Below are 14,055 nucleotides of genomic sequence, written 5' to 3'. Positions count from 1 at the left end.
GGTCCGAACCGCGGCGGGGCGCTTGATCACCCGCCGTGGCTCGGAGCCGGGCTGGCCGGGGCGGCTCAGCGCAGCTGGCGGTCCCAGTCGAAGCCGGCCAGGCGCCAGATCGCGTCGGGCGTGCGTTCGGTCAGGGCCACGATGTCCAGGCCGGAGCGCGCCATGGCCTGCCGAACCGCCCAGCGGCCGGTACGGTAGCCGATCGCTTCGCGGCCGTCAGGGTGGCTGAACATCCACTGGCCGTAGTCGGACGCACGCGGCAGGGCCAGCACTTCCTCGGCCCAGTCGGCCACCTCGGCCGGTGGCTGATCGGCGGCCTTGGTCCGGCCGAACAGTTCTTCGGCATAGACGGTGGCCAGGCCTTCGTTGATGGCGGCGATCTGGATTCCGTAGCCGTAATGGTTGCCTTCCATCACCCAGCCGCGCACCGTGTGGTGCAGTTCATGGGCAAAGGTGCTGGCCAGCTCGCCCTCGACGGCCGCGATCACGCCCTCGGGATAGGTCCAGGAGATTTCGATCAGCAGCTGATCGGGCCGGTCGGCGCGGCCGGTCACGCCGCCGAGGGCGTTCAGGGCTGGCCGGTCCACCGGCACCACGGTGACCGAGACCGGTGCGGTCAGGGCGGGGAAATCCTCGGCAACTCTTGCATGCGTGCGGTCCAGAATCTCATCGATGCGCGCCATTGCCTCGGCGCTGAATTCGAAGCCCTCGGCCGACTGGAACTCGGTGAGGACCGGGTCCGATGCCTGCATGGCCAGGAGGGCTTGGGTGCTGAACAGGAGCACCGAAGCGATCGTCAGTCTGGTTCCCATGGTCGAGCTTCGCATAGGTCATCCCCTTGACTTTGTCGTCTGAATGGAGTGTGTGTCCAGTCTCACCGGCAAGGCGTCCGTCCGCCAGGGCCATAGGTCATGGCGACCCTCTGCACGATGGCTGAGGGGGGTTCCGGGCCTATACTGGCCGCATGAAGCGCGCCCTGCTGTCGATCCAGAATTTCTTCGAGCCTCCGGACCCGGCCCTGATCCAGGCCGGCGCCGGTGGCGAGCGTCTGGTGGCCTGGACGCGCCTGGCCTTCTGGTTCGCGATCGGCATGGCGCCGGTGGGTGGGCTGGTTTCGCGGGGCTGGCAGGCGCCGCCGGAAATCCTGATCTCGGCGGCGGGGGCGGGCACGGCGATGGTCTTCGCTCTGATCGTCCTCTGGCGCCTGCGCGAACGACCGGCCGGCACGGCGATCGGCTTTGTCACCGGCACCGTCGACCTCACGATCATCCTGCTGACCCTGTTCGCCATCGCCATGGCGGGCAGGGCCGAGATCGTGCTGCACAGCCAGGCCGGCTGGGCGGTGATCCTGCTGGTGATCATGACCAGCTGCCTGCGCTTCGACACGCGCCTGTGCCTCTATATGGGCCTGCTGGCGGTGGTCGAGTACGCGGTGCTGCTGGTCCTGCTGGTCAACTGGTTCGAAACGCACTTCACGACCTATGACGCGATCATCCAGACGGCCCGAGTGGTGCTGATGCTCGCGGCCTCCGCCCTGGCCATGGGCGTGGTCAATCGAACGCGCAGCTTGATGCGGGCCTCTGGCTTCGATCCACTGACCGGCCTGGCGACGCGGGCCTATTTCAACCAGCGCTTGATGCGCGCGATGGATCAGGCCCGGGGCCAGGGTCAGGCCCTGTCCCTGGTGCTGATGGATCTCGATCACTTCAAGGATTTCAACGATACCCACGGGCATCACGCCGGTGATGAGGCGCTGAAACACGTCGCCGCACTGATTCGTGCGGCGCAGCGCGAGGAGGACTTCGTCGCGCGCTGGGGCGGTGAGGAACTGGCCATGATCGTGCCCGGTCTAGATGCCCGGGCGGCCGGTCGGCTGGCCGAGCGCATCGCGGCCTCCATTCGGTCGACGCCGGTCCGGATCGGATCGCAGGCCGTGGCCGTGACCATCAGCGCGGGGGTGTCCGAGTACGGGGTCGATGGCCGGGCGGCCACGGATCTGTTCGCCGCCGCCGACCGCCGCGTCTTCGAGGCCAAGGATGCCGGGCGCGATCGGGTGGTGGTGGAATAAGCATCATGCATGGCCAGGGGAGTGGCTCGATGCTGGCCTGAGTCCAGGGCTCGATGGCGGCAATCGGATGGACTTCTGGCACTGGTGGGGCGGCATCCCCGGCACTAGCCTGAATCGCTCGTCTGGAAGCCCGTCAGTTAGCAGCCATGTCCTATTCGATCGAAACCCGCCAACTCGGTCGCGACTTCGCCGGCCAGCGCGCCGTCGACGCCATCGACCTCCGCGTGCCCGAGGGCAGCGTGTTCGGTTTTCTCGGCCCGAACGGCGCAGGGAAGACCACGACCATCCGCATGCTGCTGGGTCTGGTCCGACCGAGCAGGGGCTCGATCCGGATCAATGGGCTTGATCTGCTGCGGCAACGCGAGCAGGCCCTGAACGGCGTCGGTGCCATCGTCGAAACGCCCGCGCTCTACCCGAATCTCAGCGGCCGCGACATGCTCGAGCTGGCCGCGCTGGCGCTGGATTGCGACAGGAAGGCCATCCCTGAGCTACTGGACCTGCTGCAGCTCAGCGAAGCCGCGGATCGCCGCATCGGCCACTATTCCCTGGGCATGCGCCAGCGCCTGGCCCTGGCTCGCTCGCTGCTCGGCCGACCCCGCCTGCTGATTCTGGACGAGCCGACCAATGGCCTGGACCCGGCCGGAATCGCAGACATGCGCCGGCTGATCCGCGAGCTGCCGGAACGGTTCGGCGCGACGATCCTGATGTCGAGCCATCTGCTGTCGGAAATCGAGCAGACGGCCGAGCATTGCGCGCTGATCCACCGTGGCCGCCTGGTGTTTCAGGGTCGGATCGAGTCCCTCAAGTCCTGTGTGCCTCCCACGCTGGTGGTGGACAGCCTGGCGCCGGATCGCGTCGAGGCCGTCCTGTCGGAGCTGGGTTGGACGACCCGGACCTGCGCTTCCGAGGTTCGGGCCAGGGTCGATCTCGACGCCTGGGAGCTGGCCGCCCTGAATCGTCGTCTGGTGGCTCAGGGCTGCGCGGTCAGCGGCTTGCGCATGGAGCGGCCGACCCTGGAGTCGGTCTTTCTCGACCAGACACGCCTGGCCGATGCATCGGCCCCCCTGGCCGATGAGGCCCAGGCAAGCCGGGTCTCGGCATGATGCTCCGTCTGACCCGGGTCGAGGCGCTCAAGCTCCGCCATTCCCTGGTGTCGCTGCTGGTCCTTGCCGTGCCCGGGATGATCTTCGTCATGCTGCTGGCGACGATTCTGAGCGGCAATTCGCCGGGTGCCTGGGAACGCGTCGCGATGAGTGGCGCTGCCATCTGGGCCTACTTTCTGTTGCCGATGGCGGTCACCGCGCTCACGGCGCTGATGGCGCAGGTCGAGCACGGCCCGCGCGCCTGGTCCTGGTCGCTGACCCTGCCGTTGCCCAAAGCCAGGGTCTTCCAGGCCAAGGCCCTGCTCGCGGCCCTGCTCATGGCGGTGATCAGTCTGCTGGTCGGCCTGGCCATTCTCGCTGGGGGGCTGCTGGGCGGTTGGCTGCTGCCGGATCAGGCACTCCAGGGGCCGTTGCCGATCGGCCTGCTGGCCGCTCTGATGAGCAAGATGTGGCTGGCGGGTCTGTTCGTGCTGGCGATCCAGTTCATCGTCGCGTTCCGCTTCTCCAGCTTCGCCGTGCCGGTGGTGCTGGGGATCTCGGGCACCTTCTTTGCCGTGGTGGCGACCTCGGCTCGCCTGGGCATCTACTTTCCCTGGTTGTTGCCGACGAATGTGCTGGCCAGCGCGCCTGAGCGGGCGTTTCAGGCCATCGTCACCGGATCCGTGGGCGGCGTGCTGCTGCTTCTGATCGGTTGCTGGTGGCTGGGCCGACGCGACTGGCTCTGACCGCGGTCGTACCGGGCTTCGGTTTATGATCGAGATTCTTCGGCGGTCGCGATGGCCGACCGTCACGCTTCACGATCGGATGTCAGGGGCAGGGTGATGCAGAGCACGGCGGATCGTCGTCGGGATTTCGAGCGCCGGGTCGAACGGGCCGAGCACCAGCTTCAGGCCTCGCCACAGCGCTATCTGTTGCGCGTGGCGCTGATGGCGGGCCTGGGCTATGGCGTGATCTGGGGCCTGATCGGCCTGAGTCTGCTGCTGTTCCTGGCCTGTGTGGTCCTGATGTTCGTCGCTCCGGCTTTCATCGGCTTTCTGCTGGCCTCGAAGATCATCTTCCTGCTACCGATCCTGGCCTGGGTCCTGTTCCGGGCCCTGAGCGTGCCCTTCGACCGCCCCTCCGGCGCGCTCGTGACCGCGCGGCAGGCGCCGGTGCTGTTCGAAGAGCTCGACCGGCTGTCGCGGCACTTGAAATTGCCCAGGCTGCACGAGGTGATCCTGACGCCGGAATTCAACGCCGGCATCATGCAGATTCCACGCCTCGGCGTGCTTGGCTGGCCAAGAAACGTCCTGATGCTCGGCATGCCCATGCTGCTGGCCCTGTCGCCCGATCAGATGCGCGCCATCCTGGCCCACGAGGCCGGCCATCTGGCCAGGAATCACGCCCGCTTCGGCAACTGGATCTACCGCGTCCGGATGAGCTGGTATCGGGTCATGACCGGTTTCGACCGCATGGAGGGCTGGGCGATCTCGGTCTTCCGGAAGTTCTTCGACTGGTACACGCCGGCCTTCGATGCGTTGAGCTTCCCGCTGGCCCGGCAGAACGAGTTCGAGGCCGATGCCGTCGGCGCGGACTATGCATCACCGCAGGCCCTGGCCGAGGCCCTGGTGGCGACCGAGGTGCTGGCCGACTGGTCCTCGAGCGATTACTGGCAGCCGCTGATCGACCGGGCCTCCCGGGAATCCGAGCCCGAGGCGCATGCCTTCTCGAAGCTCGAGGCGTTCTTCCATGAGGAACGCCCGGAGCAGGCCCGTGTCGACACCATCGTCGAACGACAGATGCGCTTGCCGACCGATTATGCGGATACGCATCCGAGCCTGTCCGATCGCCTGGCCGCCGTGCGCCATCGCCCCCGCTTTGCCGGCCGACAGGGCGACAGCGCCGCGGTGGGTTGGCTGGGCGATTTTCTGCCGCCGGCGCTCGACATTCTCGACCGCCTCTGGGTCGAGGAGAATGCTGTCCCCTGGCAGGAGAGCTTCGAGCGGGCCGAAGCGGCGCGCAAGGAGCTCGAGCGTCTGGGCGCGACGATGTCGGACGATCCGAAGCTTTCCGAGCTGCTGAAGAAAGCGCAGTTGACCGAGGTGGCCGTCGCGCCGGAGGCGGCCCTGGCGCTCTACGAGCAGGTGCTCGCCAGGGCGCCGGATCAGCCCGTGGCCAATCTCGCCCTGGGACGATTGCTGGTCGACGCCGACGCGACCCGCGCGATCGATCATCTCGGGCGCGTTTCCGAACACGCCATCTACGGCTTCGATGCCTGCCTGACGCTTCAGGATCTCTACCGTCGCGAAGGGCAGAACGCCGAGGTCGCCGTCTGGCAGGACAAGACCGATCAGGCCTACGATCGCTTCCAGCAGGCGCAGTTCGAACGCACGGTCCTTCTCGAATCGGACACCTTGCAGGCGCCGCGCGGGCTCGGCCGCGACCAGCTCGATGACATCGCCGATCAGCTCAAGGCCATCGGCGGCATCAAGCACGCCTTTATCGCGGAGAAGTGGGTCTCGAGTGCTCCGGATGTGCCGGTCTACGTCATCTCGATCACGCCCAGGGGTCTGCTGCCCAAACCGAATTCATGGGCCGAGCAGGTCGTGGCCGAGATGAACGTCGATCTGGACTTCCTGCTGATTCCCAGAATGGGTCAGCTCAAGTCGCAGGCCAGGAGGATCGAGCGCGAAGGCCTGCGACTGTTCTGAGCCTGGCGGCCGCGTTCTCAGGTCCAACCGTTCAGCCGCTTCGATTGCCGGTCCCTGGGCTGGATCTGCCTGCGAATTGCCATTTTCCGGTCAGTGCTGTGCCAGGAATCCCGGGCAGACTATCCTCGGACAATGTGGAAGGCTCGAAGGAGTGTGGACATGGATCAATCGGTCTCGACGATGGAGCGACTGGGTCGATTCCCGTGGCGGCCCGTTGGCTGGTCCCTGGCGGGCCTGCTGCTCATCCTGCCCCTGATCGCCATGCGCTTCACCGATGAGGTGAACTGGACGGGCCGGGACTTCCTGGCGGCGGCGCTGATGCTCGGCGGGACCGGGCTCGCCATGGAGCTGACCTTGACCCGGTTCAAGGATCTCCGCTATGCGCTGGCCTGGGTGCTGGTCCTGTCGAGCGCTCTGCTGCTGCTCTGGATCAATCTGGCCGTCGGCATCCTGGGGGCTGAAGACCATCCTGCCAACGCCTGGTTTCTGGCCATCTTTGCCATGGGTCTGCTGGGCGCACTGGCCAGCCGTCTGCGACCGGTCGGCATGGCTCGCACGATGCTGGCGGTGGCGGCAACTCAGTTCGTGTTGCTGGCCATCGGCATCGCCGCTGTTCCCGGCGATGTCCTCAAGACCGTGATTCTCAACGGCCTGTTCATCGCGGCCTGGCTCATCTCCGCCGCCCTGTTCTTCCGGGCTGCACGGCCCACGACAGCAGAATGATCGTGGGTCGGCCCGCCTTGTGTGAGCTGATCCCCGGTCATGCCATTCGCCAGCGTCAACAAGCCTCGTCGACGCTGGAGTAGACTGCAGTCATGAAGAGGATCGTTTGCCCACTACTGATGCTCTGCTTGCTGCTCGGCCTGGCACGGACTTCGCTGGCCGCTTCCCCCCCTTCTGCCGACGAGATCCTGCGCCTGCCCCCCGAGATGGTCGAGCGTCTGCAGACCGAGATTGCTGGCGTGGCCCTCAGTCCCGAGCGACGTGTCGACTTGCTGGTCGAGTTCATCTCCGAACAGGGCGGTTTCGGTTTCCAGTATCAAGCCAGCCCTACCTTCAGCGTCCGCGAGACCGTGTTTCAGGCGCGCGGGAATTGCCTGAGTTTCACCCTGCTGTTCATCAGTGCCGCTCGCGCCCTCGGCATCGAGGCCCATGCCCGGGAGGTTCGCGTGCCCCTGGCCTGGCGTCAGGACGAGGACCTGATCTTCGACGTGGGGCACGTCAACGTCGGCGTGGAAACGCCGGGCAGCCGCAAGACCGTGGACTTCGACCCCGATTTCCTGCGCTCGCAGCGCCTGGCCTCGCCCTACCGAGGCAGGCGGGTCAGCGACGAGCGCATGCTGGCGCATTTCTACAACAATCGCGCCGCGGAATTGCTGGGCGAGGCCCGCATCGAACTGGCGGCTGAATGGGTGGCTCAGGCCATCGCCCTGGATCCGGGCTTCGCACCGGCCTACAACACCGCCGGGGTGATCGAGCGCCGCCTGGGGCGGCCCGAGCGTGCGAGAGCGCAATTCCAGCGAGCCCTCGAGCTGGCCGAGGACCCGGCGCCGACCCTGTTCAACCTGGTCTTGCTCGAACGGTCGCAGGGTCGCCCCCGAGCGGCCGAAGACCATGCGCGTCATCTGACCGGTCTGCGTCCCTCCGATCCCTGGTTCCAGTGGGCCCTTGGACGCTTCTACGAGGACCTCTCGGAGCTCGATCGCGCCCGTCGATTTCACCTTCGAGCCATCGAACTGAACGACGATGAGCCGCGCTTCCACCGCAGCCTGGCTCGCGTCCTCTATGAACTCGGCCAGGAAGCGGAAGCCGCCCGGGCACTGGCGCGTGCCGCCGGGCTCGACGCATCTTCCGAGGCTTCGAGGCAGCAGGCCAGCCTGGACAAGCACAAGGGGCCGGACTGAGACGCTGCGTGGCCGGGCAGTGACTTCCGGCACGCGCCTTCGACCGAGTCTCTCTCTAGGCTGGATTCCTGAATCCCCCAAGGAGTCCCTGATGAACCGAGCCGTCGGTCTGGTCCTCGCTTTCGGTCTGTTGACCGTTTCTTCCTTCGTGCAGGCAGAGGGCTCCTTCGCCGAGCAGGCCCGTGCCGTGCTCGAATCCGCGTATGCCGCGGATCAGCCGGGTGCCGCCGTCGTCGTCAGCCGGGATGGCGAGGTGCTGTTCGAGGGCGCCGTCGGGATGGCCGATCTGGAGTTGGGCGTTTCGCTCCAGCCCGATCACGTCTTCCGACTCGCCTCGGTCACCAAGCAGTACGCCGCCGCCACCCTGCTCAGCCTGGTCGAGAGCGGCGAGGTGGCCCTGGATGATCCGCTGTCGAAGTATCTCCCGGACTTTCCGGTCGGCGAGGTCACCATCACCCAGCTGCTCAATCACACCTCAGGGATCAAGAGCTACACCGGCATCGAAGGCTATATGGGCTCGGAGCGCATTCGCGCCGATCTAAGCACCGAGGCGCTGGTGGCGGTGTTTGCCGATGAGCCGGTGGATTTCGCGCCTGGTGAGCGCTTTGCCTACAACAATTCCGGCTACGTCCTGGTGGGTGCGGTGATCGAAGCCGTGACCGGTCAGCCCTGGAACGAGGTGCTGCGCGAGCGGCTGCTCCTGCCCAACGGCATCGATCGAACCGATGCCTACGGTGATTCCGAACTGGTGCCGGGGCGCGTCGAGGGCTACACCGGCACCGGCGATTCGCTCTCACCGGCGCCGATGCTGTCGATGACCCAGCCGCACGCGGCCGGCGCACTGCTGGCGACGGCAGCCGACGTCGATCGCTGGCAGCGGGCCCTGCACGGAGGCCGGGTGCTGAACGCCGAACTCCATTCGCGAATGATCACGCCCGAGGGGGCGGCCGTCGAGGCCAACTACGGATTCGGTATCGTGGTGCAGGAATGGCAGGGTCAGCCGGCCCTGACCCATGGGGGCGGCATCTTCGGTTTCAGTACCCAGGCGCTCTATCTGCCCGAGACGAGGCTGTCGGTGGTTGTCCTCAACAACACCGACAGCCCGGACTGGAGCGCCCAGGACATGAGCCTCCGCCTGGCGGCGCTGGCCCTTGATCGGGCCTATCCCCTGGAAGAAGAGGCCGTGGAATGGTCCAGCGAGCAGCTGGCCGCCCTGCAGGGAACCTATCGAATCAACGAGACCGAAGTGCGTACCCTGGTGGTGGAGGAAGCTGCCCTGATCAGCCAGCGCAACGGCGGACGCCCCTTCACCGTGCAACCGATCGCGGACGATCGCCTGCGCTTCGATCGATCCCTGAGCTGGTTCTCGATCGAGCGCGACGAGGCCGGCCGCGTGGTCGCTGTGGCCCTGCATTCTGGTTGGGGGGGCGAGCCGGAGCGTGCCGAGAAGATCAGCGATGAAGTCCAGACGCGCCAGGCGATCGAGGTGCCCGTGGCCCAGCTCGAGCGCCTGATCGGCGACTATGAGCTGATGCCCGGGTTCATCATGAGCGCGCGTGTGAACGAGGGCCAGCTCGAGATCCAGGCCACCGGTCAGCCGGCGATACGGATGGACGCCGAGTCCCCGACGCGCTTCTTCAGCACCCAGGTCGGGGCGGACATCACTTTCGAACTGCCCGAGACCGGTCCGGCCTCGAGCCTGACCCTGTTCCAGGGCGGTCAGGAAATGCAGGCGCCACGTGTCGAAGCGGACCCGGGTAGCGAGTAGCGCTCCTCAAGCTCCAGCGGGGGTCATTCGACGCAGGGCCGGCCGCTGGCCGTAGGTCATGGCGCGCCACGCCCATTCCAGCGGGCCGAAGCGGAAGTGTCGCATCCAGACATTGCTGAGCGCCACCTGCAGGCCGAACATGAGCAGACCGGCCCCCAGGGTCTGGCTCATCCCGACCTCGCCGGCCAGACGAAAGCCGAACCAGCCGCCGTAGAACCACTTGCTGACGAACAGTCCGGCGATCACGTAGTTGCTGAGCGCCATCTGGCCGACCGGGGCCAGCCACCGCAGCAGGATTCGCACTCCGCCCGTTCTGAGACCCAGCACGATCAGGGACACATAGCCCGAAGCCGTGAGCGGGACCGCCAGGTGGTGCAGGGTGGTCTTCAGGGCCTCCGGCGCACTGGTGCGCGCCTCCAGCCAAAGAGCGCTGCCTTCCAGCAGCAGGCCGAGGGGAAGCGCCACGAACAGGAGCAGGCGGAACACGCCCAGGAAGTCATCCACCCGTTCCAGCCAGCCCTGGCGGCCTACCCAGGCGCCGATCAGGAAGCGACCCAAAATGTAGGTGCCGAAGGCGACGATGCCGCCGTTGGCGAACCAGCCCTGCCAGTTCCAGTCCGCGAAGTGCTGGATCAGTCCCCAGCTGTCCCGAATTTCGTTCAGCGCCTGACGGTAGTGAATGGCGGATTCAGCGTAGAAGTCCGTGCTGGGCTCGAAGTCCGCCAGGCCGATCCATTCGATCAGCTGATTGCCGATCTGGTTGCCGAAGAACAGCAACGGCAAGCCGATCCCGAGCAGCACCCGATCTCGCGTGTTGCGCAGCGCGAAGAGCACCAGGCCGAGGATGGCATAGAGATGCAGGACTTCCCAGGGGAACCAGATCAGGAACTGCGCCAGGCCGAAAATCAGCAGGATCAGCAGGCGTCGCAGATAGATCGATTCGAAGGCGGCCCCTCGCTGCCGCAGCCGGGTCAGCTGCATGGAGAAGCCGAGGCCGAACAGGAACGCGAACAGGGTATTGGCCTTGTCGGCGACGAAAAGCTGGGCCAGGGTCGTGGCCCAGGCGTCGATCCGCCAGGTCGGCAGGGCGGCGAGCTGTGCCTCGGTGGCCGAAATGCCCCAATCGACATACTCGTACAGACAGCCCAGCAGTACCCCGAGCAGGGCGAAGCCGCGCAGGGCGTCGAGTTCGATCAGACGGTCGCTGCGCGCGACCGGTTCGGCCAGCGTGCCGGCCCTGGGGTGTGGATCCTGCATCCTGATTCTCCCTTGCTTTCGGCACTATGCCCGAGAACGGCCACCGCGCCAAGCAGGATTCCAGACCATCAGATCAGAACAGCACCACGTCCAGGTGATCAGGGGAGGAGACGCTGAGGCGGAGTTCCAGGAGGCTCGGGCAGGCGGGAAGTCGGTACAGCCAGCTGACGTCATCGACGGCCAGGGGCTCGATGCGCTGGTTCTCACAGCGAAGCTCGATGTCGGGCCGACGGCTCAGGGCAAAGCCGAGATGGCTGATGGCCAGCAGCTGGCCATCAGCGTGGTCCAGCGCCAGGACTTCGGTCTCCTCGGGCTCGAAGGCCGGTGACAGGGGCGGGTAGGCGCGAAAGCCTTCGAGTTCGACCGGAGATTGTGCGCGGGGCAAGGCCCGGACCGGAAACAATCGAAAAGGTCCGATCTCGGTCAGCGCCTCGCGATCGACCGAGGTCAGCAGTGCTTCGGGCAAGCCGACCAGATGCGGCCCTGGTTCGTCGCTTCCGCGCAGGTCGTTGGCGAGTTCACCGCAGTCCAGTCGGGCCTCCATGGCATAGCTGTGCAGGAGCGACAGGGCATAGGACCCGTGCAGGGTGGTGCCGGGAAAGCGGCACAGCCAGCGTCCGCTGCGTCGAGTCGCTGCCGCATCGAGGAAGGCATGGGCTCGATGGATCGATGGAGGCTGTTTGACGTCCATCAGCGGGTGCAGTGCGAAGGGCAGGCTGCCCTCGCGGAGCTGCTGGTGGGTGCGCAGGGCCAGGCTCGAGTGCAGCACGACGATGCCCAGGACCAGGGCGGCGAGCAGTTGCGGACCGAGCGCGAAGTGGCGGCTCCATAGCGACAGGCCGCGAGCGATCAGGGCACTCAAGACGACCCAGATCGGGGTCAGCATGTAGTAGGGGTGCACGACCCGAAGCAGGGGCAGGACGAGCAGTCCGGTGATCAGGGTCAGGATCAGGATCGCCGCGATCCGGTCGCCTCGACGAAGCGCCACAAGGGCGCCGCTCAGGCCCAGCAGGCAGATGGCGGCCACCAGAGCGCCCAGCAGGCTGCCCAGGCCGCTCGGCGCACCGGCCACGCTGCTCAGCCAGTAGGCAAGGCCGCCGCCGAACAGGGCCTTGATGAGGGCGAACAGATTGGCGAGGCTCCATTGGCCGCCCTGGCCACTGCTGAACTCCCCGAGCCCGGCCAGCACGGGCCAGCCCTCCAGCTGTTGATGGATGAAATAGGGCAGGAAGGGCAGCGCGGCCAGGAGCACCGCCAGCGCCAGCACGCGCAGCTCACTGCGATGCCGCCGCCAGCCGAGCAGGCCGAGTCCGATCGGCAGCAGGACGACGACCAGGCTGCTCGGATGGGCGTGCAGGGCCAGCGAGTAGGCCAGCGCCATCAGCCAGAGATCGCCCGCGCGGCCGGCCAGGGCGTAGCGAATACCGCACAGGGCCGTCGCGGCGAGCAGGGTGCTCGTGAGAATCGGGTGGGTGATGAAGATCTGCTCGAAGCCGTGCCAACCGGGGAGGAGCAGCAGCGCTGCCCAGAGCAGACCCGTGCGCCGGCCGTCCCAGGCCTGGCCGGCACGATAGGCCAGATAGAAGCGCGGCGCGGCCAGCAGGCCGAGGCCGACCATGATTCCGGCCACGCCGAGGCCGAGGGACTGAAAAGCGGCCAGCAGGTAGTACCAGGCCGGCCCCAGGTTGAAGACGCCGGCCAGCTGCGGGCCGATCAGCAGGGGACGGCCCTGCTCGAGCATGTCGAAGCTGGTGGCCAGGTCGCGAGCCAGGTCCAGGTGGAGCACGGCATTGAAACCCATGGCCAGAAAGGCCAGGGTGATAACGCTGATGATCAGACGGTCGAGCGTCGGCATGACGGGCGTCGCGGCCTGCTCGGGGTGGCGACGGTCGTGAAAGGTCCAGGCGCGGTTGAGCAGGTAGTTGCTGATCGGCACGGCGGCAAAGGCCACCGCCTGGACGAGCAGGTAGTGCAGGCCGAGCAGCTGGGTACCCAGGGCCATGATCGAGGTGTTGAGCAGCAGCCCGAAGCCGGTGACGGCCAGAAAGCGCGGCAGGGTCCGGGTCATCGGTTGGGCGTGCTCGAAGACCCAGTGGTGCTGCAGGCCGAAGGAGACGAAGAAGCTGGCGACGAAGCCCAGGGCCGAGGAGAGCACTGGCGGACGTCCGAAGCCCTCGACCAGGATCAGCAGCACGGCCAGGTGGGTCAGCAGGCTGAGTGCGCCGGTCAGGCCGTAGCGCAGCAGGCGTCGGCTGATCACGAATCGCGGCCTGAGCGGAGGCGGTCCTTGACGATGAAGTGGGGGCGTTTCTTGACCTCGTGATGGATCTGGGCGATGTACTGGCCGATCACGCCGAGGGCGATCATGACCACGCTGCCGTGGATCAGCAGCAGCAGGATGACCGTGGTGAACCCTTCCACGGCCTGCCCGCTGTACCACTGCCAGAGCGTCTGCAGGCCGAGCAATACCGCGAACAGGGCGAAGATCAGACCGGCCAGGGTGACCAGCTGCAGCGGCGCGGAGGTGAAGGCGATGGTGTTCCGCAGGGCGTAGCGGGCCAGGTCGAACAGGCCGAACTTGCTCTGTCCGCTATCGCGGGGCGCGGTCTCGAATTCGATGCGAGCCGTCGGATAGCCCATCCAGCTGCTTAAGCCCCGGAAGAAGAAGGCCCGCTCGGGAAGCTCGAGGAGCTGATCGACAGCGCAGCGCGACAGCAGGCGAAAGTCCGCGGCCTCGGTCAGGTCGACGCCCGTCAGTCGGGTGAAGATCCGATTGAACAGGCGCGACGCCAGACGGGCGGGCCAGCTCTGGTCGGCGCGGCTCTTCTTGACGCCTTCGACGATGTCGACGCCAGCGCGCCAGGCTTCGATCATGGCGGGCAGCTGCTCGGGCGGGTGCTGGCCGTCGCCATCCATGACGATGACGGCCTCCCCACACGCCTCGTCCAGGCCCGCCAGCACGGCGGCTTCCTTGCCGAAGTTCCGGGCCAGGGAAACGCCGCGGATGCGCGCGTCCGCGGCGCTGAGCTGCCGCAGCCGTGCCCAGGTGTCGTCGGTGGAACCGTCGTCGACGACCACCAGCTCGGCCTGGCAGGCGCAGGACTCGACCGCCTCGATGACCCGGCTCGACAGGCGTTCGAGGCCGCTGGATTCATTGAAGGCCGGGATGACGACCGAGACCAGGGGTTCTGGCTGACTTGTGCCGGTGGGGCTGCTCACGCGCTTGCCTGACATTCCAATCAACGGGATCGATGCATCCGCCGTG

At 66.8% G+C, this 14,055-nt stretch carries 11 protein-coding genes; 7 read left to right on the top strand and 4 right to left on the bottom strand.

Going from position 1 to position 14,055, the window contains the following annotated elements; all coding sequences use genetic code 11:
* Positions 1–65: 65 nt before the first annotated feature.
* On the bottom strand, positions 66–812 hold the full coding sequence (locus WM2015_RS13415; RefSeq protein ID WP_169751185.1) for a DUF2268 domain-containing putative Zn-dependent protease: 747 nt from the start codon (positions 810–812) through the stop codon (positions 66–68).
* Positions 813–964: 152 nt separating this feature from the next.
* Between WM2015_RS13415 and WM2015_RS13410 the strand changes: the two genes are divergently transcribed.
* From WM2015_RS13410 to WM2015_RS13380, 7 genes are all read left to right on the top strand, one after another.
* The gene (locus tag WM2015_RS13410) at positions 965–2,068 is read left to right on the top strand and encodes a GGDEF domain-containing protein (RefSeq protein ID WP_049726525.1); all 1,104 of its coding nucleotides are present in this window, start codon (positions 965–967) and stop codon (positions 2,066–2,068) included.
* 146 nt (positions 2,069–2,214) lie between these two features.
* Positions 2,215–3,171, top strand: coding sequence for an ABC transporter ATP-binding protein (locus WM2015_RS13405; protein WP_049726524.1), 957 nt, complete (start codon positions 2,215–2,217; stop codon positions 3,169–3,171).
* The gene (locus WM2015_RS13400; protein WP_049726523.1) at positions 3,168–3,896 is read left to right on the top strand and encodes an ABC transporter permease; all 729 of its coding nucleotides are present in this window, start codon (positions 3,168–3,170) and stop codon (positions 3,894–3,896) included. Before WM2015_RS13405 ends, WM2015_RS13400 begins: the two co-directional genes overlap by 4 nt.
* A 96-nt stretch (positions 3,897–3,992) precedes the next feature.
* On the top strand, positions 3,993–5,861 hold the full coding sequence (locus WM2015_RS13395) for a M48 family metalloprotease (protein WP_049726522.1): 1,869 nt from the start codon (positions 3,993–3,995) through the stop codon (positions 5,859–5,861).
* Between the two features lie 159 nt (positions 5,862–6,020).
* Positions 6,021–6,584 carry a hypothetical protein gene (locus WM2015_RS13390; protein ID WP_049726521.1) on the top strand — a complete coding sequence of 188 codons (564 nt, stop codon included), beginning with the start codon at positions 6,021–6,023 and terminating at the stop codon, positions 6,582–6,584.
* A gap of 92 nt (positions 6,585–6,676) precedes the next feature.
* Complete coding sequence (locus WM2015_RS13385; protein ID WP_082169750.1) at positions 6,677–7,765, top strand: tetratricopeptide repeat protein; 1,089 nt, start codon at positions 6,677–6,679, stop codon at positions 7,763–7,765.
* 91 nt (positions 7,766–7,856) lie between these two features.
* The gene (locus WM2015_RS13380) at positions 7,857–9,533 is read left to right on the top strand and encodes a serine hydrolase (protein WP_049726519.1); all 1,677 of its coding nucleotides are present in this window, start codon (positions 7,857–7,859) and stop codon (positions 9,531–9,533) included.
* Between the two features lie 6 nt (positions 9,534–9,539).
* Here WM2015_RS13380 and WM2015_RS13375 read toward each other — a convergent pair whose 3' ends face one another.
* From WM2015_RS13375 to WM2015_RS13365, 3 genes are all read right to left on the bottom strand, one after another.
* Positions 9,540–10,790, bottom strand: a complete 1,251-nt coding sequence (locus WM2015_RS13375; RefSeq protein WP_049726518.1) for a DUF418 domain-containing protein — start codon at positions 10,788–10,790, stop codon at positions 9,540–9,542.
* 73 nt (positions 10,791–10,863) lie between these two features.
* Positions 10,864–13,050, bottom strand: coding sequence for a GtrA family protein (locus tag WM2015_RS13370; protein ID WP_049726517.1), 2,187 nt, complete (start codon positions 13,048–13,050; stop codon positions 10,864–10,866).
* A complete protein-coding gene (locus WM2015_RS13365; RefSeq protein ID WP_049726516.1) occupies positions 13,047–14,024 on the bottom strand; it encodes a glycosyltransferase family 2 protein in 978 nt (325 codons plus the stop codon). Before WM2015_RS13365 ends, WM2015_RS13370 begins: the two co-directional genes overlap by 4 nt.
* Positions 14,025–14,055 lie beyond the last annotated feature (31 nt).

It is taken from the genome of Wenzhouxiangella marina (genome assembly GCF_001187785.1).
Lineage (GTDB): Bacteria > Pseudomonadota > Gammaproteobacteria > Xanthomonadales > Wenzhouxiangellaceae > Wenzhouxiangella > Wenzhouxiangella marina.
Note: the sequence above shows the minus strand (reverse complement) of the source record. Positions and strands in the feature narration are given on the sequence as shown.